Source organism: Streptomyces sp. NPDC089919, assembly GCF_040684615.1.
GTDB lineage: Bacteria > Actinomycetota > Actinomycetes > Streptomycetales > Streptomycetaceae > Streptomyces.
Genome location: NZ_JBFBGK010000033.1, coordinates 1 through 20,073 on the forward strand (window position 1 = coordinate 1; position 20,073 = coordinate 20,073).

General features: G+C 75.1%; 14 protein-coding genes. 6 read left to right on the forward strand and 8 right to left on the reverse strand.

The genetic code is table 11. From position 1 onward, the window contains the following. Positions 1-321: 321 nt before the first annotated feature. Positions 322-1,869, reverse strand: a complete 1,548-nt coding sequence (locus AB0O40_RS16070; protein WP_365040972.1) for a carboxylesterase family protein — start codon at positions 1,867-1,869, stop codon at positions 322-324. 486 nt (positions 1,870-2,355) lie between these two features. Here AB0O40_RS16070 and AB0O40_RS16075 point away from each other — a divergent pair, with 486 nt between their 5' ends. The 3 genes from AB0O40_RS16075 (at position 2,356) to AB0O40_RS16085 (ending at position 6,361) form a co-directional block, all read left to right on the forward strand. Continuing rightward, the gene (locus AB0O40_RS16075) at positions 2,356-3,531 is read left to right on the forward strand and encodes an MFS transporter (protein ID WP_365040975.1); all 1,176 of its coding nucleotides are present in this window, start codon (positions 2,356-2,358) and stop codon (positions 3,529-3,531) included. A 116-nt stretch (positions 3,532-3,647) separates the two neighbouring features. Then, entirely contained in the window at positions 3,648-4,556 is a 909-nt protein-coding gene (gene surE / locus AB0O40_RS16080; RefSeq protein WP_365040978.1) for a 5'/3'-nucleotidase SurE, read from the forward strand. A gap of 170 nt (positions 4,557-4,726) precedes the next feature. Next, positions 4,727-6,361, forward strand: coding sequence for a carboxylesterase family protein (locus tag AB0O40_RS16085; RefSeq protein WP_365040981.1), 1,635 nt, complete (start codon positions 4,727-4,729; stop codon positions 6,359-6,361). Here the strand turns inward: AB0O40_RS16085 and AB0O40_RS16090 are convergent. From AB0O40_RS16090 to AB0O40_RS16120, 7 genes are all read right to left on the reverse strand, one after another. Then, entirely contained in the window at positions 6,333-8,510 is a 2,178-nt protein-coding gene (locus AB0O40_RS16090; protein ID WP_365040984.1) for a hypothetical protein, read from the reverse strand. The two genes, AB0O40_RS16085 and AB0O40_RS16090, sit on opposite strands and share 29 nt — an antisense overlap. Positions 8,511-8,737: 227 nt before the next feature. Next, positions 8,738-9,628 carry an aminoglycoside phosphotransferase family protein gene (locus AB0O40_RS16095; RefSeq protein ID WP_365041079.1) on the reverse strand — a complete coding sequence of 297 codons (891 nt, stop codon included), beginning with the start codon at positions 9,626-9,628 and terminating at the stop codon, positions 8,738-8,740. Between the two features lie 87 nt (positions 9,629-9,715). Then, positions 9,716-11,338 carry a glycoside hydrolase family 31 protein gene (locus tag AB0O40_RS16100; RefSeq protein WP_365040986.1) on the reverse strand — a complete coding sequence of 541 codons (1,623 nt, stop codon included), beginning with the start codon at positions 11,336-11,338 and terminating at the stop codon, positions 9,716-9,718. A 60-nt stretch (positions 11,339-11,398) separates the two neighbouring features. Beyond that, the gene (locus tag AB0O40_RS16105) at positions 11,399-11,965 is read right to left on the reverse strand and encodes an extracellular solute-binding protein (RefSeq protein ID WP_365040989.1); all 567 of its coding nucleotides are present in this window, start codon (positions 11,963-11,965) and stop codon (positions 11,399-11,401) included. 11 nt (positions 11,966-11,976) lie between these two features. Then, positions 11,977-12,720 (reverse strand): extracellular solute-binding protein, encoded by a 744-nt coding sequence (locus tag AB0O40_RS16110; RefSeq protein ID WP_365040992.1) that lies wholly within the window; start codon positions 12,718-12,720, stop codon positions 11,977-11,979. Between the two features lie 140 nt (positions 12,721-12,860). Further along, positions 12,861-13,691 (reverse strand): carbohydrate ABC transporter permease, encoded by an 831-nt coding sequence (locus AB0O40_RS16115; RefSeq protein ID WP_365041080.1) that lies wholly within the window; start codon positions 13,689-13,691, stop codon positions 12,861-12,863. A 65-nt stretch (positions 13,692-13,756) separates the two neighbouring features. Continuing rightward, a complete protein-coding gene (locus tag AB0O40_RS16120; protein ID WP_365040995.1) occupies positions 13,757-14,641 on the reverse strand; it encodes a sugar ABC transporter permease in 885 nt (294 codons plus the stop codon). Between the two features lie 260 nt (positions 14,642-14,901). On the opposite strand from AB0O40_RS16120, the gene AB0O40_RS16125 reads away from it, so the two are divergent. From AB0O40_RS16125 to AB0O40_RS16135, 3 genes are all read left to right on the forward strand, one after another. Further along, positions 14,902-15,978: a LacI family DNA-binding transcriptional regulator gene (locus AB0O40_RS16125; RefSeq protein ID WP_365040998.1), complete on the forward strand. Its 1,077-nt coding sequence runs from the start codon at positions 14,902-14,904 to the stop codon at positions 15,976-15,978. A 14-nt stretch (positions 15,979-15,992) separates the two neighbouring features. Next, positions 15,993-18,047: a beta-galactosidase gene (locus AB0O40_RS16130; RefSeq protein WP_365041001.1), complete on the forward strand. Its 2,055-nt coding sequence runs from the start codon at positions 15,993-15,995 to the stop codon at positions 18,045-18,047. A gap of 62 nt (positions 18,048-18,109) precedes the next feature. Next, positions 18,110-20,017: a cellulase family glycosylhydrolase gene (locus AB0O40_RS16135; RefSeq protein ID WP_365041004.1), complete on the forward strand. Its 1,908-nt coding sequence runs from the start codon at positions 18,110-18,112 to the stop codon at positions 20,015-20,017. Positions 20,018-20,073: the final 56 nt, after the last annotated feature.

A 20,073-nucleotide genomic window follows, 5' to 3' on the forward strand; every position in this document is an offset into this window, starting at 1 on the left:
CGCAGCCGCGAAGCCCACGGGGTGGGCCTGCCGCAGGGCCTGCAGGCCACACCCCCTCAAGGGGCGAGGGGCCCCACACACCGCGGACCGCCCCTACGCCGCCCCCTCCCCCCAGCCCAATCCACTCACATGGCCGGCCCCGAGCGCGTCAGGACGCCGGGACCGGCCGGGCCGCGGCATCCCCCCAGTGCGGCCACCCGCGAGATTACACGTGTAACGGCTCGAACGGGAGGGACAGGCCGATGCAGGGCGCCCGCCGCCAGGCCGGCGCGCCCGTGAGCGGCCGCAGCCACCGCGCGGCCTTGCGGCTACCGGCGGCCCTCACGCCGCACCACCCGGGCCGGGTTTCGCGTGCAATCGGCGCGCGTGGCCCGCGAGGTCGTCCACCGGGAGGGTGACCGTGTCGAAGCGCATCGTGGTGCGCCGCCCGGGCCGATAGGGCTCCCACCGCGGCAGGTCGGGGTGGTTGGGGTCGCCGTGACGGGCGTAGGCGATCCAGGCCCGGTGCATGCTGCGGGCCAGCCCGCTCCGTACCCCCGGATCGATCCCGGCGACCAGTGGCCGGTCCGCCCAGGCGTCGAAGTTGTCGAAGACGAAGGGCAGTTCGAGGCAGTGGGCGGCGCCGAGCACGCCACCGTGCGCCGGTGTCGGCAGGTCGAACTGGAAGGCCCAGACCGGGCGTTCCAGCTCCGCCCGGGCTTCGGCCAGCTCCAGGCACGGCACCCGGAAGAGCTCGTCGGTGATCAGGTCCATGAGCACGCCGGCGGGCCCGGCGCCGGGACGGGTCCGGGCGTACGACGCGTACACCTCGGCCGCCCCGTCGGAGCCGCGGGTCTGCGCGATGCGGTCGAGCACCTGCTCGCGGGTGGCCCCGGCGTGTGCCGGGTCCAGGGCGAAGGCGAAGTTGGCCTCCTCCCGGGTCCAGCCGATCAGGACGTCGATCTCCGTGCCCACGCCTTCGAGGAGGTTCGCGGCCGGGTGCCGGGGCAGCGTGGCTCCGTCGCGCACGGGCAGGAAGGGCGTGGACCAGTGCCCCCAGCGGGCGGTGTGCGCGAAGAGCCCGCCGACGGCCTCGACCAGCCGGGGCCACGGCAGGCGTCGCAGCGCGGCGACGCCGTCCGCTCCGGTGGACCGCAGGTAGGCGCCGACGCGTTCGCGGCACTCGTCCCGGGTGGGCAGGCGCAGCCCGAAGGGCGGGCTCTGCAGGACCACCCGGCGCATCAGTCGCGGCGCTTCGGGGTGGCCGGCGAGCGCGGCCGTCGAGAGGGCGCCGCCCGACTGGCCGGCGACCGTGACGTTGCCGGGGTCGCCGCCGAAGTGGGCGATGTTCTCGTGCACCCAGCGCAGGGCCGCCAGCTGGTCGGTGAACCAGAGGTTGGCGCCCTCCTCCTCACCCTCCCCCTCGAAGGAGAGGTAACCCAGGGGGCCGAGGCGGTAGTTGAGGGTGACGACCACCAGGTCGCCGTTGCGGGCGAAGGTGCCCCCCGCGTAGACGGGCAGCGACCCGGAGCCCGAGACGAAGCCGCCGCCGTGGATCCAGACCAGGACGGGGCGGCGGGCTTCGTCGGCGGCGGGGGTCCACACGTTCAGCGTCAGGCAGTCCTCGTCGAAGGGCGGGTCGCCGTGGCCGCCGAGCACCGGATCGCCGCCTTCGAGGTACGGCTGCGGGGCGCTCGGGCCGTGGGACACCGCATCCCGGACGCCGCTCCAGCCGGGGTGCGGCTGCGCGGCGCGCCAGCGCAGCGGCCCTACCGGCGGAGCGGCGTACGGCACGCCCCTGAAGACGGACAGGCCGCCTTCGGCGCACCCGCGCAGCCGGCCGGCCGGCACCTGCACGAGGGGTGCCGCCCGTTCTGGGACATCGGGCATGACAGTCCTCCTCGTCGAGGTGCGCCTGATCCCGCCCGGCCCACGCCGGGGGACGTGGCGGCGGCATTTTCCAGCCACCCTGGACCCTCCCGACGGCCCGCACAAGACCGACCGGGCCAGTAGCTACACGTGTTACCAATTTTGACAGGCTCGCCCGGTCCCGGTCTCCATCAGATCGCGTTCAAGGCCTTTTCACAGCCCCTTTGGGGTGCTACACAATGCAGCAGGCCGCAGATAACACGTGTAACCCACGGCGTTCCCGCCCGCTGCCCTCCCCCGTGGTCGCCCCGGCGTGAACCCGCCATCGCCACCTCCCCGCGCACCCCCAGGGCTCTCCGCTCCCCCGCTCCGGCGCGCCGCTCCGCGCTCCCTCCCGTCCCCCGAGGAGTCCCCGTGTCAGCCGAAGAACTGATCAGACCATCGGCCCCGTCCATACCAGGGACCCCGTCCGCACCAGCGGCTCTCGCGCCCCGTCAGCGCGGCCTCATGCTGCTCCTCCTGGTCGCCAACTCCGCGCTGATGGCGGTGTACATGGGCGTCGGCTCGGTGCTGCTGCCCACCCAGATCGCGGATCTCGACCCGGTGCACAAGGTCTCGGTCCTCGGTGTCGTGGGCGGGGTGAGCGCGGTCTTCGCCACCGCCTTCAACCCGATCGCCGGCGCCCTGTCGGACCGCACCGGCCGACGCAACCCCTGGATCCTCGGCGGGGCGCTCGCCTCCCTGGCGGGCTTGGTCCTGCTGGGCCAGGCGGGCACCGTGCTGCTGGTCGGCGTCGGGTGGTGCCTGGTGCAGGCGACCATGAACGTCTACCAGGCCGCGGTCACGGCCGTGGTCCCGGACCGCATCCCGGCCGGGCGCCGTGGCACCGCCTCCGCCCTGGTGGGGCTGGCCCTGCCGGTCGGCGGCACGACCGGCGTCATGATCGCCTCCTGGACGGCGGACCGGCCCGCGGTGGGCTACCTCGTCCTGGGCCTGGTGGCGGCCGGCGCGGCGGTGCTGCTCACCGCCTGCTGCCGCGACGTACCCCGGCCCGGGCCCGCGGCCGGCCCCGGCAAGCGCGAGCGGCTGGCAGCCTTCCTGTCCGCCCTGGCCGTGCACGACTTCCGATGGGCCTTCATCGGGCGGGCGTTGCTGGTCCTGGGCTACTTCTCCGTGGTGGGCTACCAGCTCTACATCCTCGACGATCACATCAGCCTGCCGGACGGCCTGTCGCCGGCCGGGGCGATGGCCGTGCTCACCCCGGTGTCCATGGCGGCGATGGCCCTCTCCACCGTGGTCGGGGGCCTGCTGTCGGACCGCTGGGACCGGCGCAAGGTGTTCGTCGGAGCCTCGGCGGCCTTCGCCGGGAGCGTCATGGTGATCCCCGTGATCAGCCCGACCTGGGGCGGCATGCTCGCCTTCAGCGCCCTCAACGGCCTGGGGTTCGGCTGCTTCATGGCGGTGGACACCGCCGTGGTCACCCTCGTCCTGCCGCGCGCCGAGGACGCCGCCCGCGACATGGGCGTGCTCAACATCGCCAACGCCGGGCCGCAGATCGTGGCGCCGTTCGTGGCGTCCGCGATCGTCACGGCCTTCGGGGGCTACACCCCGCTCTTCCTCATCGGCGGCGCGCTGTCCCTGCTGGGCGCGCTGGCCATCCTCCCCATCCGCGGGGTGCGCTGACCCGGCGCACCACCGCCCGCCGATCCGCGGGCGCGTGCCCGGGGGGACACGCGCCCGTCGGCCCGCACCACCCCTCCCCCCGACCTCTTCCGCACCTCCTCGAAGGAGCAATTTCCGTGAGATCCAAGCGCGTTCTGCCGTTGGCCGCCCTCCTGCTGTGCACTCCGGCACTGACCGGCACCGCGCCGGCGAGCGCCGCCGGGCAGCCGGGCCCGGCTGCCCGGCCGCTGCGCATCCTGCTGACCAACGACGACGGGTACGACGCCCCCGGCATCCGCATGCTGTTCCAGCGGCTGACCGACGCGGGTCACGAAGTCACCATCGTGGCCCCGCTGACGAACCAGAGCGGTACCGGGACCAAGCTGACCAGCGGGGCCACCGTCAAGGTCGAACACCCTTCGGCGCGGGTGTGGGCCGTCGGCGGTACGCCCGGGGACTCGGTGTCGTTCGGGCTCGCCGCGGTCTTCGCCGGACGCGCGCCGGACCTGGTGGTCTCCGGTACCAACTTCGGCCCCAACGTGGCCGCGCTGGCCACCCATTCGGGTACGGTCGGCGGCGCGGTCGCCGCCCTGGAGCGCGGGGTGCCGGCCATCGCGGTGAGCACCGGCGAGCTGGCCGTGCCGGTACCCGAGCAGATCCTCAACGCCATGCGTCCGACCGACGACTTCGCCGTGAAGCTCATCGACCGGCTCCGCGCCCGCGCCGACGGCGGCCGGCTGCTGCCCGCGGGCGTGGGGCTGAACGTCAACCACCCGGTGGTCGGCGCGGACGGCACCGGCACGGCCCGGGGGGTCTCCCTCACCACCCAGGACCCGCAGTTGGGTCTCGACGCGACCTACACGGATGCGGGCGACGGCACGTGGCAGGTGGGTGTCGCGCTGGTGCCGGCGCCGGCCCGGCCGGGCGGGGACGTGGCCGCCGTCGGCGCGGACCGGATCTCGATCACCCCGATCAGCGCCGACTGGAACACCGGCCCCGCGGACCTCGCCCGGGCGGCGGCCGCCCTGGGCGGACTGCGCCCGTAGACCCCGCCCTTCCCCGAACGGCCCTTCCCCGAACGGCCCGGGCCCGCTCCCCGGGCCCCCGCCCCGTCCCGTCCCGGCGCCGCACCGCCGGGACGGGGCGGCGCGGCGCGCCCCCGCGCGGCGCACCCCCGGTCCTCCACCTGGCGTGCCCTGAAGGAGAGTTGAAGAGCATGACGCGTTCGTTCCTGCCGTCGGTGGTGGTGGCCCTGCTGCTCGCTACGGCGGCGCTCTGCACCCATCCGGCGGTCGCCGTCCCGGCCCCGCCACCCGCCGCCGCCGACCGGCCGGTGGTCACCACCGGCCAAGGCCGTCTCGCCGGCCACGCCGAGGGGCGGGCCGAGGAGTTCCTGGGTGTTCCGTACGCCCGACCACCCGTGGGCGAGGGCCGGTTCCGGGCCCCGGTGGCGGCCGCCGACTGGTCCGGGGTCCGCCCGGCCGTCCGGCAGGCGCCGGCCTGCCTGCAGTTCTCGCCGTTCGGGCTGCGCGACCCGGCCGAGGTGAGCGAGGACTGCCTGTACCTGGACGTGTACCGGCCCCGGCACGCCCGTCCCGGTGACCGGCGGCCGGTGCTGTTCTGGATCCACGGCGGCGCCTACAGCCAGGGCACCGGCACCCAGTTCGGCGGCCGGACCATGGCCGAGCAGACCGGGAGCGTGGTGGTGAGCATCAACTACCGCCTCGGTCAGCTGGGTTACCTGGCCGCCGCCGAGATCGCCCGGGAGGACCCGCTCGGTTCCGGCTCGTTCGGGCTGATGGACCAGCTCGCGGCGCTGCGCTGGACGCGGGAGAACATCGCGGCCTTCGGCGGCGACCCGGCCGGGATCACCCTCTGGGGGCAGTCCGCCGGCAGCGCCTCGGTCTGCGCCCTGCTCACCGCGCCGCGCGCCGCCGGACTGTTCGCGCGGGCCGTGCTGCAGAGCGGGCCGTGCTCCCTGATCCGGCCGCCCGACTCGGTGCGGGCCGCGGCGGACGCCCGGGACTTCGCGGTCGCCGCGGGCTGCCCCGACCCGGCCGTCCGGGCCGCCTGCCTGCGCGCGGCGCCCACCGCGGCCCTGCTGGCCGCCGCCGGTACCCGGCCCACCGCCGGCCCCGCCTTCGGCGACGGCCTGCTGCCGAGGGAGCCGGCCGCGGCGATCGCCGCCGGCGCCTGGCACAAGGTACCGGTGCTGATCGGCTCGACCCGCTCCGAGGCCCGGTTCTTCGTCGCCCTGAGCCGGCCGCACCTCACCGCGGCGGAGTACGCCGCCCAAGTCCGGGCCGATTTCGGGCCGCTGGCCCCGCAGGTGCTGGCCCGGTACCCGGTGGACGACCGGCAGACGCCGTACGACGCGCTGTCGGCGGTCCTCACCGACTCCGGCTTCGCCTGCCAGACCTGGCGGACCGCGGCCGTCTTCGCCGCCCAGGTCCCCACCTTCGTCTACGAGTTCGACGATCCGCGCTCCCCCACGTTGTACGGGGCGCAGGTGCCGGGGGTGGACATGGCCAACGGGCACAGTGCCGAACTCGCCTATCTGCACGAGTTCACGATGGGCGACCGGCCGCTCGACGCCGGACAGGTGGCGCTGGCCGACGGGATGAAGCGGCGTTGGGCCGCCTTCGCGCGGAGCGGCCGCCCGGACCTGCCGGGCGGGGTGCACTGGCCCCGGGCCGGGGCCCGGGGCGCCGTGCTGGTGCTCGACCCGGCGGGCAGCCGGGTCTCGACCGCCTTCGCGGCCGAGCACCGGTGCGACTTCTGGGCCGGCGCCGGGGTGCTCGGCGGCGCCGGCCCGGGCGGTATCAGCCGGGGAGCCCGGGGGCTCCGCTGAGGTGCAGGAAGAGCTCCACGACGTCGAGCCCGGCGGCCTCGAGGAGGGGTCCCAGCTCGCGCCGGGCCTGGTCGTCCCGGGCGACCGGGCGGGGCGCCCCGCTCTGGAAGGCGGCCAGGGGGGTTCCCGGGGCGGTGATCCGGAAGGTGGTCCACTGCCGGCCGACCTGGCGGACCAGGAGCGGCCGGTGCCAGGCCATGAAGCAGGGGAAGCGCGGCCCGCGGGCCCGGGCGAGGGCCGGTCCGGGCCATCCGGCGTCGGGCAGGCCGGCGAGCAGGGTGACCGCCTTCGCGCAGGCGGCCTGCGGGTTGTTGAAGACCCCGGCGAGCTCCCAGATCCCGGCCTCGTAGGTCGCGCTGAGGCCGGCCGCGGCCAGTGCGCGGCGGGCCTCGGCCACCGGGTCCGGTACGGCCCGGGCCCGCTTGCCGAGGGCTTCGACGTCCTCCCCGGTCGCCACCGGGGCGCCGCGGCGGCCGGCCGGCAGGTACAGGTCGGCCGCGTCCTCGGGCCGGGCCCGGCCGACCGCCGGGCGGCTCAGGCGCCAGGCCCCGGCCGCCGTCGGGTCGGCGTCCGCCCCCTCGATGTCGGCGTGCAGGCCGAGCAGTGACATGAGTACGGCGATCACGGCGTCGACGCGCTGCCCCAGCGCCTCCGATGGCTCCGGCTCCCCGGGCCGGCCGGGCGCGGCGAGCGCGCGGATCAGCTCCGCGCTGACCGGACGCCAGCCGTAGTCGTCCTCGTCCCAGACTCCGGCGGCGAGCAGGTGCAGGTGAAGTTCGGCGGCCGGCAGGGCGGCCGGGAGGGTCCGGTGGCGAGGGGCCGCGGTGGCCGGGTCGGCCGGCTCGGTCACCGCGGCCAGCTGCCGGGCCAGCCGGACCAGGCGCGTCCGGGCCTGCTCCCGGGCGTCGTCGGAGAGGGCCGGGCCGTGGCTGGCGCCGGACTCCGCCGCCGGCGCCCACTGCGAGTCCCCGAGGACGAACTCCCGCAGCCTGGTGAGGTCGTCCTCGAAGCGGCGGGCGTCCACCGGGTCGCCGAAGAGACCGTCGGCCTCGCCGGCCCCGGGCCAGGGGGTCAGGACGGGCGCGGGTGCGGGATCCTCCGCCCGAGTGGTGGCGGGCGTGACCGGCGGGGCCGGGACGGCATCACCGGCCGGGTCCACGGCGCGGACCGGACCGGTGGTGGGACCCGGGTCCGTGGGGGCGCCGGGGCCCGTGGTGGTACGCGGGTCAGGGCCGGCCGGGGCGGCGGCGGTGGCGGCGGTGGTCTCGCTGCCCAGGGCAACGGCAGCGTCCGCAGGCGCGCCGACGGCCGCAGTGGTGTCCGCGGCCCCGTTACCGGCGGCCGTGCCGGCCCGCTCCGCGGGCACCGCGGCCGGCGCTGCGGGCCCGGCCACCGGCGCGGTGGGCGCGACCCGGGCGGTCGAGGGCGCGGCCGGCGGGACCGGCCGCGCAGGAGCGGCCGCGGGCGCTGGCGCGTCCGGCAGCGGCTCCGCCGCGGGCTCGGCGGCCCCGCTCGTCGCTGCGCCGATCACCGTCAGTTCGTACCCGGGCGCCGACGGGGCCAGCCGCACGTCGTCGGCGGCGGGCTCCGACGGGGGCGCCGCGCAGTGGAGTTCGGTGAGCAGTTCGGCGAGGTGGCGCAGCCGCTCCGCCCACTCGGGGGTGACGGCCACCGCGTCCGGCAGTCCGTCCAGCCAGTCGGCGAGGTCCGCGACCAGCGGATGGGAGGTGCCGTCGTCGGTGGCGACGACCGTCCAGCGCCGGTGATCGGCGCCGGGGGCGGCCGGGCGGCCGGGGCCGACGGCGATGCGGCAGCTGTCCTCGCCCAGCAGCAGGACCAGCTCGGCGTGCAGGCCGCCCGGGTGCTCGGCGGTCCCGTACAGGTGGCCGGGCCAGCCCGCGGGTCCCGTCGGCGGTTCGTCCCCGGTGGCCCCGGCGTCCTGGAGTACCGCGACCCGGGCGCCCAGGCCGCGCGCCAGCGGGATCGCGTACGCCTCCAGACCGGGGAGGTCGACGGCGTGGCCGAGGACCAGCAACTCCTTGAGCGGTGAGGTCAGATGACGCTCCCGCCACTCCCGTATCAGCTCCAGGACGTCCGGGCCTGCCGGCCCCTCCGTGCCCTGCGCCGGCGCTGCTGCAACTGCCCGCATGCCGCCGTCCCCCTCCCTGCTCGGCTGCCGCCGACGATACAGGCGCGGGCCGCCCGGCAGAGCGCCGGGCCCGCGGCCGGGAGCACCGGCCGCAGGTCCGAACGCCCAGGTCCGGCTACCTGCCCGCAGTGCTGCCGGCCCGGGCCGCCGTGCCGTTCGCCCGGTAGAGCACGAGGTTGCCGTCGCCCCGCATGACGGCGAACGCCCCGGGGTGGCCCGCAGTCGCGCTAGCGGTCCGGGTCGGTGAGCACGGCGTGGATGACGTGGCGGGCGTTGGCCGCCATCGCGGGGTTGGTGCTCCGGTAGTACGGGAGGGCGACGAGGGCCTGGGAGAGGGTGCGGGCGCGGCCGCGGGCCCAGGTGGCGGCGTCGACGCCGAGCGCGTCGCGGAAGGCCCGGCGGCCTTCCGGGGGCAGCAGGTTCCAGGCGGGGAAGAGGTCGCAGGCGGGGTCGCCGACGCCGGTGCAGCCGAAGTCGATCACTGCGGCGAGGCGGCCGCCGGACACCAGGAGGTTGCCCGGCATCAGGTCCGCGTGCAGCCAGACCGGCGCGGCCTCCCGGTCGGCGGCCCGCAGGGCGTCGTCCCACAGTCCGAGGACCGCGTCGCAGTCCACGGCCTCCTCGGGCAGGGCCCGCAGCGCCTCGATCGCGGCGCGGGTGTCGGCGTCCTGTTCGGCGAGCGGGCCGCCCCGGTGCGCGGCCGGGGCGCCGGGCAGGGTGACGGCGCGCATGGCCCGGACGAAGCCGGCCAGGTCCTCGGCCAGGGCCACCGGGTCGGCCGGGTCGCCCGCCCGGGGGACCTCTCCCGGCAGCCAGCGGTACACGGACCAGGGCCACGGGTACCCCTCGGCGGGCTCGCCGGACCCCAGGACCTCGGGGACCGCCACCGGCAGCAGCGGCGCCAGGCGGGGCAGCCAGCCGCGTTCCATGGCGATGTCCGGGGCCCCGCCGGCCACCAGGGGCAGCCGTACGACCAGGTCCTCGCCCAGCCGGAACATCGCGTTGACGGTGCCGCCGGAGGGGAAGCGGCGGACCGGCAGGTGGGCCCAGCGCGGGAAGCGGCCGGCGACCAGCCGCCGGACCAGCTCCTCGTCGACGGGGTGCTCGTCCGCGTGCATGCGGGGGGCTGCGCCGGTGCTGGTGTCGGTGGCGGCCGTGCGGCCGGTGGGGCCGGTGGTGCCGGTGTCGCGTGTCGTCATGGGGGTTCATCCGACCCGTCGGTCGCCCCGGCCGCAAGCGGGTTTCGGGTGCACCGGCGGGTGCACCGGCGGATGTCCGACCCGCCGGTAGTAGGGCAGCCGGGTCAGCGGTGCGTCGACGGTCACGGTGACCGGACCCTGATGGCGGTCGCCGTCGTCCGCCTGCCAGGTGCCGGGCGGGATGTGGACCGTACGGCTGCGGGCGCCCTGGGTCACCACGGGGGCGGCCATCAGGTCGTCCCCGATCAGGAACTGGTCGGCGACGTCGGCGTAGCCCTGGCGGGGGAAGGCCCACTCCAGGGGGCGCTGGATCGGTTCACCGGTGGCGGCGGCGTGTTCGGCCAGGGCGAGGAGTTCGGGGGCCAGGCCGGTGTGCAGGTGGGCCGCGGCGCGTACGGTGGCCAGGTTCTCGGGGGTCAGGACCCGCCAGGGGGCGGCGGAGAACTGCATCATGGGGAAGAGCGCCGCCACCTGGGCGTAGCGGACGAAGAGTTCCTGGTCGAAGCCGTCGCCGGCGGCGTCCGGGACGAACCGGAACTCCCCGCCCCCGATCATGTCCGGGCAGGTGAAGGCGTGCCCGGTGACCGCCTGGGCCAGGGCGTGCGGGATCAGGCCGTCCAGCCCGAACCTCCCCTCCCACCGGTGGTACTTGTCCTGCTGGCGCTGGGCCAGCGGCAGTCCGGCCGCGCGCCAGGAGTCGCGGAACTCGTTGAGCGGCCACTGCGTCCCGAAGCGGTTCCAGGCGTGCGTGTAGGCCTCCGGGTCGGTGCAGCCCAGGGCGCGCCACCAGGGTGCGTCCCCGCCGTCGAACTTGAACCCGTCGACCCCTGTGGTGTGTTGAAGGTGGGTGAGGCGATCGGCCAGCCAGCTGCGGGCCGCGGGGTCGAGGAGGTCGAGGCCGGCGCTCCAGCCGTTCCACCAGTGGGCGACGCTCGCGATGCCCTCGGGTCCGGTGTCGCGGACCAGCAGCCGGCGGTCGCCGAGTTCCCGGGCGGTCGGGGAGTCCGGGGTGATGTAGGGCACCAGCCAGAGCATGACCTTGAAGCCGAGCCGGTGCATCCGGTCGACCATGGCGGCGGGGTCGGGGAAGCGGCCGGGGTGGAAGGTCCAGTCGCCGTAGTCGTTGCTCCAGCGGTCGTCGATCATCAGGACGCCCGGCGGGAAGCCGGCGTCGAGCAGCCGTTCGGCGTAGTCGAGGACCTTGTCCTGGGTGGGCTCGAAGACGGTCTCGATCCAGAGGTTGTACTGCGGGGCGCACAGCAGCAGCGGATCGGGCATGGTGCCGGTGGGCGGGTAGTGACGGGCCATCACATCGCGGTAGGCGCCGCGCAGGTCGCCGTGGCCGGTGCCGGTCTCGAGGACGGTGTCCGGGGCGTGCGGGTGCGCGGTGAGCCGGCCGTCGCCGATCGCGAAGGAGAAGGTGCCGGTGGCGTGCAGCCAGCGGCCGCGGTCGGAGAGGAGCAGCGGCATGCCCTGGTTGGCGAGCACGTCGCGCAGGTCGAAGCGGTAGCCCTCGGGGAAGGGCATGTGCCGGCCTTCGGCGGCGGCGCCGCCCCACCAGCGTTCGCCGTCGAGGAGCGGGAGGTGCAGGGCGCTCGACCCGGTGGTCGTCGCGGGCGTGTCGGTCATGCGCGGGGCTCCTGGGGGTGGGGGTGGGCGGCGCGGGGGCGGGCCCGCGCCGCGCTCGGGTCAGTGGACGGTGAAGCCCTGTTCCTTGCCGTAGGAGGTCAGCCGGTCCTGCCAGGCGCCCAGCGCGCCGGGCAGGTCGCCGCCGGGTCGCAGGGCCTGGCCGACCGAGTCCTTGAAGACGCTGTTGGCGTAGACCTGGTAGGGCAGGTACTGCCAGCCGGGCCGGACGGCCTTCGACATGTCGGCGAAGACCTCGTTGGGCTTGCTGCCGGGGAAGAAGGGGACGGCCGCGCCGCGGAAGCCGGGGCTGTCCAGCAGGCTCTTGACCGCCGGGAAGAGCCCGACGTCGGAGTTGAGGGAGCGGACCGCGGCCGGGTCCGTGTTGAGCCACTGGGCGAAGGCGACGGCGGCGGCCTTGTTGCGCGCCTGGGAGGTGACGGCGACCGAGGAGCCGCCGTTCTCGGCGCTGACGCCGCCGGGCATCGGGGCGACCGCCCACTTGCCCTTGCTCTGGGGGATGTTCTGCTCCAGGACGGCCGGGGCCCAGGCGCCGGCGATCCAGGTGGCGTACCGGCCGGCGGCCATGGACTTCCACCACTCGTCGTTCCAACTGGCGGTGGACTCCACCAGGCCGTCCTTCAGGAGCGGGCCCCAGGTGCCGGTGTAGGCCTTGGCGCCGGGGTCGTCCTTGAGGTGCAGGCGACCTCGGTGCCGTCCTTGACGGTGAAGGGCTTCCCGCCGGCCTGCCACAGCAGGCTGTTGGCCGTGCCCGCGTCGCCGGGGTCGGTGTAGGACAGGTAGGCGTCCGGGTCGGCCCGGTGGATCCGGCGGCCGAGCTCGGCGTACTCGGCCCAGGTGCGGGGCGGCGCGGCACCGAACCGGGCCAGCACGTCCTTGCGGTAGAACATCGCCATCGGGCCGGTGTCCTGGGGGATGCCGTAGATCCCGCCGGCCACCGCCACCTGGTCCCAGGCGGAGGCGGCGAAGGTGTCCCGGAGCGCGCCCGCGCCGTAACCGGTCAGGTCCACCAGGGACTTGGTGAGGGCGAACTGCGGGAGGGCGAAGTACTCGATCTGGGCGACGTCGGGGGCTCCGGTGCCGGCCTTGAGGACGGTGGTGAGCTTGGTGTACTCGTCCTTGGACTGCCCGGCGTTGACCAGCTTGACCTTGATCTTGGGGTACTTCGCCTCGAAGAGGGCCACCGTCCGGTCGATGTTGGGCACCCAGCTCCAGAAGGTCAGCTCGGCCGGCTGCTCCAGAGCCGCACGGACGGCCCCGGCCCCGGGCCCGGCGCCCGGGCCGGATGCGCCGGACGAGTCCTCGCCCCCGCCGCAGGCGGTGAGCGCGAGCGGGACCAGCGCGGCCAGGGCGGCGGCGCGCACCAGGCGCGCTCCGGCGGAGGCGGACGCGGATGGGGATGCGGGTGCGGATGCGGATGCGGTGCTCTTCATGTCGGACGGCTCCGGGGGTCGGGAGGGGTACGGGGCGGCGCGGCAGTGCTTCCGGGCGCAGGCGGGGTGGGCTACTGCTTGACCCCGCCGGAGGCGAGGCCGGACTGCCAGTAGCGCTGGAGGCAGAGGAAGGAGGCGATCAGGGGGACCACCGCGAGCAGGCTTCCGGTGATGACCAGCGGCAGGATCGGGGTGGCGCCCGCGCCGCTGCCGCCCTGGGCGAGCGCGTCCCACTGGCGCAGGCCCACGGTGAGGGGGAAGAGCTCGGGGTCGTTCAGGACGATCAGCGGCAGGAAGTAGTTGTTCCAGGTGGCCACGAGGGCGAAGAGCAGCACCGTCACGAAGCCGGGGGCGAGGAGCCGGGAGGCGATGGTGGCGAAGATCCGCAGTTCCCCGGCGCCGTCGATGCGGGCGGCCTCCAGCATGGCGTCCGGCACCGCCTCGGCGGCGTACACCCGCATCAGGTGCAGCCCGAACGGGCTGGCCAGGGAGGGCAGCAGGACCGCCCAGGGGGTGTTGACGATGCCGATGTCGCTGAAGAGCAGGTAGGTGGGGACCGCGAGGGCGGTGGCGGGGATCGAGATGGCGCCGATGACCAGGGCGGAGACCACCCGGCGGCCGGTGAACGCGAACTTGGCCAGCGCGTAGCCGCCGAGGGTGGCGAACAGGGCCGCGCCGCCGGCGCCGACCACCGCGTACAGCAGGGTGTTGGCGAACCAGCGGAGGTAGATGCCGTCCTGGTAGGTGAGGACCTGGTGGACGTTCTCGAAGAGGTGGAAGCCGTCGCCGAACCAGAGGCCGGGCGAGTCGAAGAGGGTGCGGTTGGACTTGGTGGCGCTGATCAGCAGCCAGACCAGCGGCAGCAGGGTGTAGCCGAGCAGCAGGGCCATGGCGCCGGTCAGGGCGGCCGAGTTGGCGGGGCGGCGGCGCGCGGCGCGGGGTGCCGGCCGGCGCGCGGGCGGGCGGGTCACAGCGCCCGCTCCGTCCGCGCGGTGGCGCGCTGCACGGCGTAGGCCACGACCACCACGACCAGGCCGAGGAGCACGGCCACGGCGGCCGAGTAGTCGAACTGCCGGCCGTCGAAGGCCAGGCTGTAGGCGTACATGTTGGGCGTGTAGTTGGTCGTGATGGCGGCGGGGGCCAGCGCCTGGAGCACGCTGGGTTCGTTGAAGAGCTGGAAGCTGCCGATCACCGAGAAGGTGGTGGCCAGCAGCAACGCGGGCCGCAGCGCGGGCAGTTTGATGCTGACGGCCTTGCGGAGGGCGCCGGCGCCGTCGACCTCGGCCGCCTCGTACAGCTCGGCGGGGACGGCACGCAGCGCGGCGTGGAAGATGAGCATGTTGTAGCCGGTGTACGACCAGGTGACGATGTTGCCGATGGAGGCGAGCATCCAGCCGCCGGAGAGCAGGTCGGGCAACCGGGTGTGCAGCAGGTCCGAGACCTCGCCGGCCAGTCCGAAGCGGTCGCCGTACAGGTAGCCCCAGATGAGGGCGGAGACCACGCCGGGGACGGCGTACGGCACGAACAGCCCGATCCGGAACAGCCCGGCGCCGCGCAGCCGTCCGCTGTCCAGGGCGAGGGCCGCCGCCAGGGCGAGGGCGAGCATCAGCGGGACCTGGACGGCGAGGAAGAGCGCCACCCGGGCCAGGCCCGCGTGGAAGAGCCGGTCCTGGACGGCGGTGAGGTAGTTGTCGAGGCCGGCGAAGACCCGGCCCCCGACCATCCGCTCCTGGTACAGGCTCAGCTTGAGCGAGTACAGCAGCGGGGCCGCCACGCCGAGGGCGAAGACGGCGAGGAAGGGCAGCAGGAACGCGTACGCGGTGGTCTCGCGCCGGATGGCGCCGCGTTTCACGGATAACACCTCCGAGGCATGTTAGCGCCAACACGGCGGCGCGGTCGGAAGTGTGTCGACCGCCCTTGAGGGGTGTCAAGGGGGTGCGGCGGACAATCTGGCGAACCGTCAATTCCCTGTGTTCACACAGGATTAGCGGCAGGATGCGATTCCCGCCGGGTACGTCGGGACGGTTGACCGACAGGAGATGTTCGCGCAAACATGCTCCGGCCGGGACGGCACCGCGCCGGCCCCGGCGGCACGGGCACGAGAGGAGCAGCATGGCGAAGGAAGGGCAGCGGCCGCGCCGGCCGCGGACCCCCGCGGGCGACCGGCTCCGGCCGCCGTCGATGGCGGACGTGGCGGCGATGGCGGGGGTCTCGGCGCAGACCGTCTCCCGCGTGGTCAACGCCACCGCCCACGTGGACGAGGCCACCCGCGACCGGGTGGTCCGCGCCGTGCGCATGCTCGGGTACCGCCCCAACACCGCGGCCCGGGCCCTGGCCACCGGCCGGTTCCGGATGATCGGGGTGATCAGCTTCGACCTGAAGGCCCACGGCAACGCCCGCACCCTGGAGTCGATCGTCTCCGCCGTGCAGTCCACCGAGTACTCGGTCAACGTGGTGGTCCCGCAGGCCCAGACCCAGGAGGCGGTGCTGGCGGCGTTCCGGCGGCTCTCGGCCCATGCCGTGGACGGCATCATCGTCAACGAGGCGCAGATCCTGGCCGGTTCGCTGATGCTGCCGATGGGCCTGCCGGTGGTGGTCGTCGACGGGGGTGACGACCACCGCTACCCGGGTGTGCAGACCGACCACGCCGCGGGCGCCGCGCTGGCCGTGACCCACCTGCTGGAGCTGGGCCACCGCACGGTCTGGCACCTGGCCGGCCCCCGGGACTCGCATCCGGCCCGGCGGCGCGCCGAGACCTGGCAGCAGACCCTGGAGGCGGCCGGGGCCCCGCCCGGCGGGGTGGTGTACGGCGACTGGAGCGCCGAGAGCGGCTACCGCGCGGGCCGTGAGCTGGCCCGGCGCCCGGAGGTGAGCGCGGTGTTCGCCGCCAACGACCAGATGGCGCTGGGGCTGGTACGGGCACTGCACGAGGCCGGCCGGCCGGTGCCCGGCGAGGTGAGCGTGGTCGGCTTCGACAACATCACCGAGTCGGCGCACTTCATCCCGCCGCTGACCACCGTCGACCAGGACCTGTCCCGGGTCGGGGCGGCCTGTGTGCGGCGGCTCCTCGACCAGATCGAGGACGAACCGGCCCTGGACCGCTCCCTGGTGTCGGTGGTGCCGACCCTGGTGCCCCGCGCCAGTACGGCGCCGCCCCGCGACCGGGCCGCCGAACCGACCCGACCCTGAAGGGGCGTACCACGATGAACTCTCCGGCAGCGGAGCGCCTGCGGGCCCTGCGCACCCGGCTCGGCGGGCTCGGCTTCGGCGGGGACTACAACCCCGAACAGTGGGACGCCGCCACCCGCGCCGAGGACCTGCGGCTCATGAAGGAGGCCGGGGTGAACCTGGTCAATCTGGCGGTCTTCGCCTGGGCCCGGGTCGAACCGGCGCGTGACGCCTACGACTTCGGCTTCTTCGACGGGGTGATGGACGACCTGGCCGCCCACGGCATCACCGCCGGCCTGGCCACCATGACCGCCTCGCCGCCGCCCTGGCTGGCCGCCGAGCACCCGGAGATCCTGCCGGTCACGCCCGGGGGCACGGTCCTCTCCCCCGGCAGCCGCCAGCACTTCTGCCCCTCCAGCCCGGTCTACCGCGACCGGGCCGTCCGGCTGGCGGGGGCGGTGGCCGCCCACTACCGGGACCATCCGGCCCTGGGCCTGTGGCACGTGGGCAACGAGTACGGCATCCATGTCGCGGAGTGCTTCTGCGACACCTCGGCCGCGGCCTTCCGCGCCTGGCTGGCCGAGCGGTACGGGGACGTGGCGGCCCTCAACGACGCCTGGTCCACGGACTTCTGGTCGCAGCGGTACACGGACTTCCGCCAGGTGCTGCCGCCCCGCGCGGCGCCCAGCTACCCCAATCCGGCCCAGCAGCTCGACTTCAAGCGCTTCAGCAGCCGCGAACTGCGCACCTGCTTCGACCTCGAAGCCGCGGTGCTGCGCCGGACCACCCCGGACGTGCCGATCACCACCAACTTCCTGGCCGGCCACAAGTCCGTCGACGTCTTCGACTGGGCGCCCGGCATGGACGTCCTGGCGCTGGACAGCTACCCCGACCCGCACGACCCGGCCGCGCACGTCGGGGCGGCGCTCTCCTACGACCTGCTGCGCGGGGCGGCCGGCGGCGCGCCCTGGATCCTCACCGAGCAGGCGCCGTCCGCGGTCAACTGGCGTGCCCGCAACGCCGCCAAGGCGCCCGGCCGGATGCGGCTGTGGAGCTGGCAGGCGGTGGCCCAGGGCGCCGATGCCGTCATGTACTTCCAGTGGCGGCAGTCCCGCGGCGGGGCCGAGAAGTTCCACTCCGGCATGGTCCCGCACGCCGGCACCGGCACCCGGGTCCACACCGAGGTGCGGGAGCTGGGTGCGGAGCTGGCGCGGGTGCCGGAGCTGGCCGGCACCCGGATCCGCAACCGGGTCGCGATCCTCTTCGACTGGGCCAACTGGTGGGCGCTGGAGCTGGATTCGCATCCCTCGGACGCCGTGCGGTGCGCGGAGCGGGTCCTGGACCACTACGCGCCGCTGTTCGAGGCGGGGGTCGGGGTGGACCTGGTGCACCCCGCGGCCGACTTCTCGCCGTACCGGTTGCTCGTGCTGCCCAGCCACTACCTGCTCTCGGCCGCGGACGCCGAGCGGATCACCCGGTTCACGGCCGCCGGCGGATCGCTGCTCGTCTCGTTCTTCTCCGGGATCGTCGACGAGCACGACCGGGTGCACACCGGCGGCTACCCGGCCCCGCTGCGGCGGGCGCTGGGCCTGCGGGTCGAGGAGTTCTGGCCGGCCGCGGACGGCGAGCCGGTGCCGGTGCGCCCGGCCGGGGACGGCGGCGGCAGGCCCGCGCCACTGCCGGCCTCGCTGTGGCGGGAGGACGTCCACCTCGAGGGCGCCCTTGCGGAGCTGCTCTTCGAGGGCCCCGACTGGGAGGGCCGGCCCGCCGCCACCGTGCACCGCCACGGCGCCGGCACGGCCCGGTACGTGGCGACCCGGCCTGACCCCGCGACCATGCGGGAGCTCACCCGCCGGGCCCTGGCGGACGCCGGGATCGGCCCCGTCCTGCCGGGTCTGCCCGCCGGGGTGCAGGCCTCCGTCCGGTACGGCGACGGGTACGAGGTGCTGCTCCTGCTCAACCACTCCGAGGAGGCCCGCGAGGTGCGGCTGCCGGCCGCCCGGCGGGACCTCCTCGGCGACCGGTCCCCCGTGGACCGGCTGGTCCTCGCCCCCCGGGCGGTGGCCGTCCTGTCCGGCCCGCTGCCCTGATCCGCCCCGGGCCCGCCCCACCCCCGACCCGTCCCACCCCTGCCAGGACTCCGGAGGACACCGTGAGAAGACCCCTGCTCCCGGCGCTGCTCGCGACAGCGCTGCTCCTGGGAGCGCTCGGCGCCGTCCCGGCCGGCGCCGCCCCGGCGCCCGCCGCCGGGCCGCCGCCGACCGCCGCGGCCACCGCGCTCGCCGACTCGTGGACCCCGCCGCTGAGCACCCGGGGCCGGTGGATCGTCGACGCCACGGGCCGCCGCTTCAAACTCAAGTCGGCCAACTGGCAGGGTGCGCAGGGCTCGTGGAACGGTTCCGGGGACATCAACGACCCGGCCAACCACCACGACGGCGAGAAGTCGGACCAGCTGCCCCTGGGCCTGGACCGGGCGCCGCTGCCGACGATCCTGGCCGGCTTCCACGACCTCGGCATCAACAGCCTGCGGATGCCCTTCTCCAACGAGATGCTGCACGACCAGCGGGCCGTCCCGGACGCCGCGGTGGCGGCCAACCCGGCCCTGCGCGGCAGGACCCCGCTCCAGGTCTTCGACGCCGTGATCGCCGCCGCCACCGCGGACGGCTTCGCGGTGGTGCTCAACAACCACACCAACACCTCCCGGTTCTGCTGCGGCCTGGACGGCAACGAACGCTGGAACACCAGCCAGTCCGCCGAGCAGTGGGAGAACGACTGGATCGCGCTGGCCCGCCGGTACAAGGACAACAAGCGGGTGGTCGGCGCCGACCTGTACAACGAGGTGCGCCGCACCGTCACGGACGACGCCAACTGGGGCTGGGGCGATTCCCACGACTGGTGGGCGGCCTCCCAGCACCTCGGCGACCGGCTGCTGACCGAGGCCAGTCCCGACCTGCTGGTGATCGTCGAGGGCATCAACTGGCAGGGCATCCCCGCCGACGGATTCTCGCACTGGCGGCCCACCCTGGAGCCGGTGCGCACCCTCTCGCACACCCTGGTCACCTCGGGCAAGCTGGTCTACTCGGCCCACTTCTACGGGTACACCGGCCCCAACCACACGGGAGCCACCGGCATGGGCGAGACCCATGACTGGCGGTACCAGGAGCTGTCCCGGGCCGACCTGTTCAGCACCTTGCAGCGGCAGGCGTTCTACGTGACGACCGAGACCGGGCAGCACTTCACCGCGCCGCTGTGGATCAGCGAGTTCGGCATCGGCAGCGACGAGGGCAACCCGCAGGCCCGCGCCTGGTTCGGCAACTTCGTCGACTTCCTGATCGAGCGGGACGCCGACTTCGCCTACTGGCCGCTGCTGGGCTGGGCCGGACACGGCAGCTGGTCGATCCTGAACTTCGATGCGCAGGGCCGCCGTTCGGGCATCCTGGACGGCCCGGACTGGCGGGCCGCGGACTGGCGCCGGCTGGTCGGCGCCCCGCAGCAGAGCGGGGTCGTACCGGTGTCCGAGGTGTGGGACATGCTGAACCTCGACCACGCCGACGCGGTCGAGTCCGCGTCCGTGCGGGCCCGCGGGGACTGGGACCCGGGTGCCCGCAAGGGCGTCTGCCCGGACGGCCAGCGGCTGATCGGCCTGTCCCACAAGGACGGGCGCGGCCTGTGCACCGACGCCGGCGCCCCGGGCCTGGCCGCGGCCGACCCGAAGCCGACGGCGGTCACCGACGAGCGGTACGTCCAGCAGGGCGACTGGGCCGGCGGCTACACCAAGTACCAGTGCGGGCCCGGCCAGTTCATGACCGGGTACAGCGTGCGGGGGCAGGCGGTCTCGGCCGTGCTGTGCGCCCAGGCCGGCCGGAGCCTGTCCACCCAGGGCCGGACCGTCTGGTTCGACCGGGGCGACAACCGCCCGGCCGGCGGCCCCGGCGGCGAGTTCGGGTACGGCAACTACAAGGGGCAGTGCGCGACGAACGAGTACGCCGCGGGCATCGCCTTCACCGGCGCCTGGGCCAAGGGGAAGACCCCGGACGCCCTGCTGTGCCGGCTGATCTGAGGCTCCGGCCGCCGCGGTCACGGCACGAAGGCCCCACCCCCCGTGCGGGGTGGGGC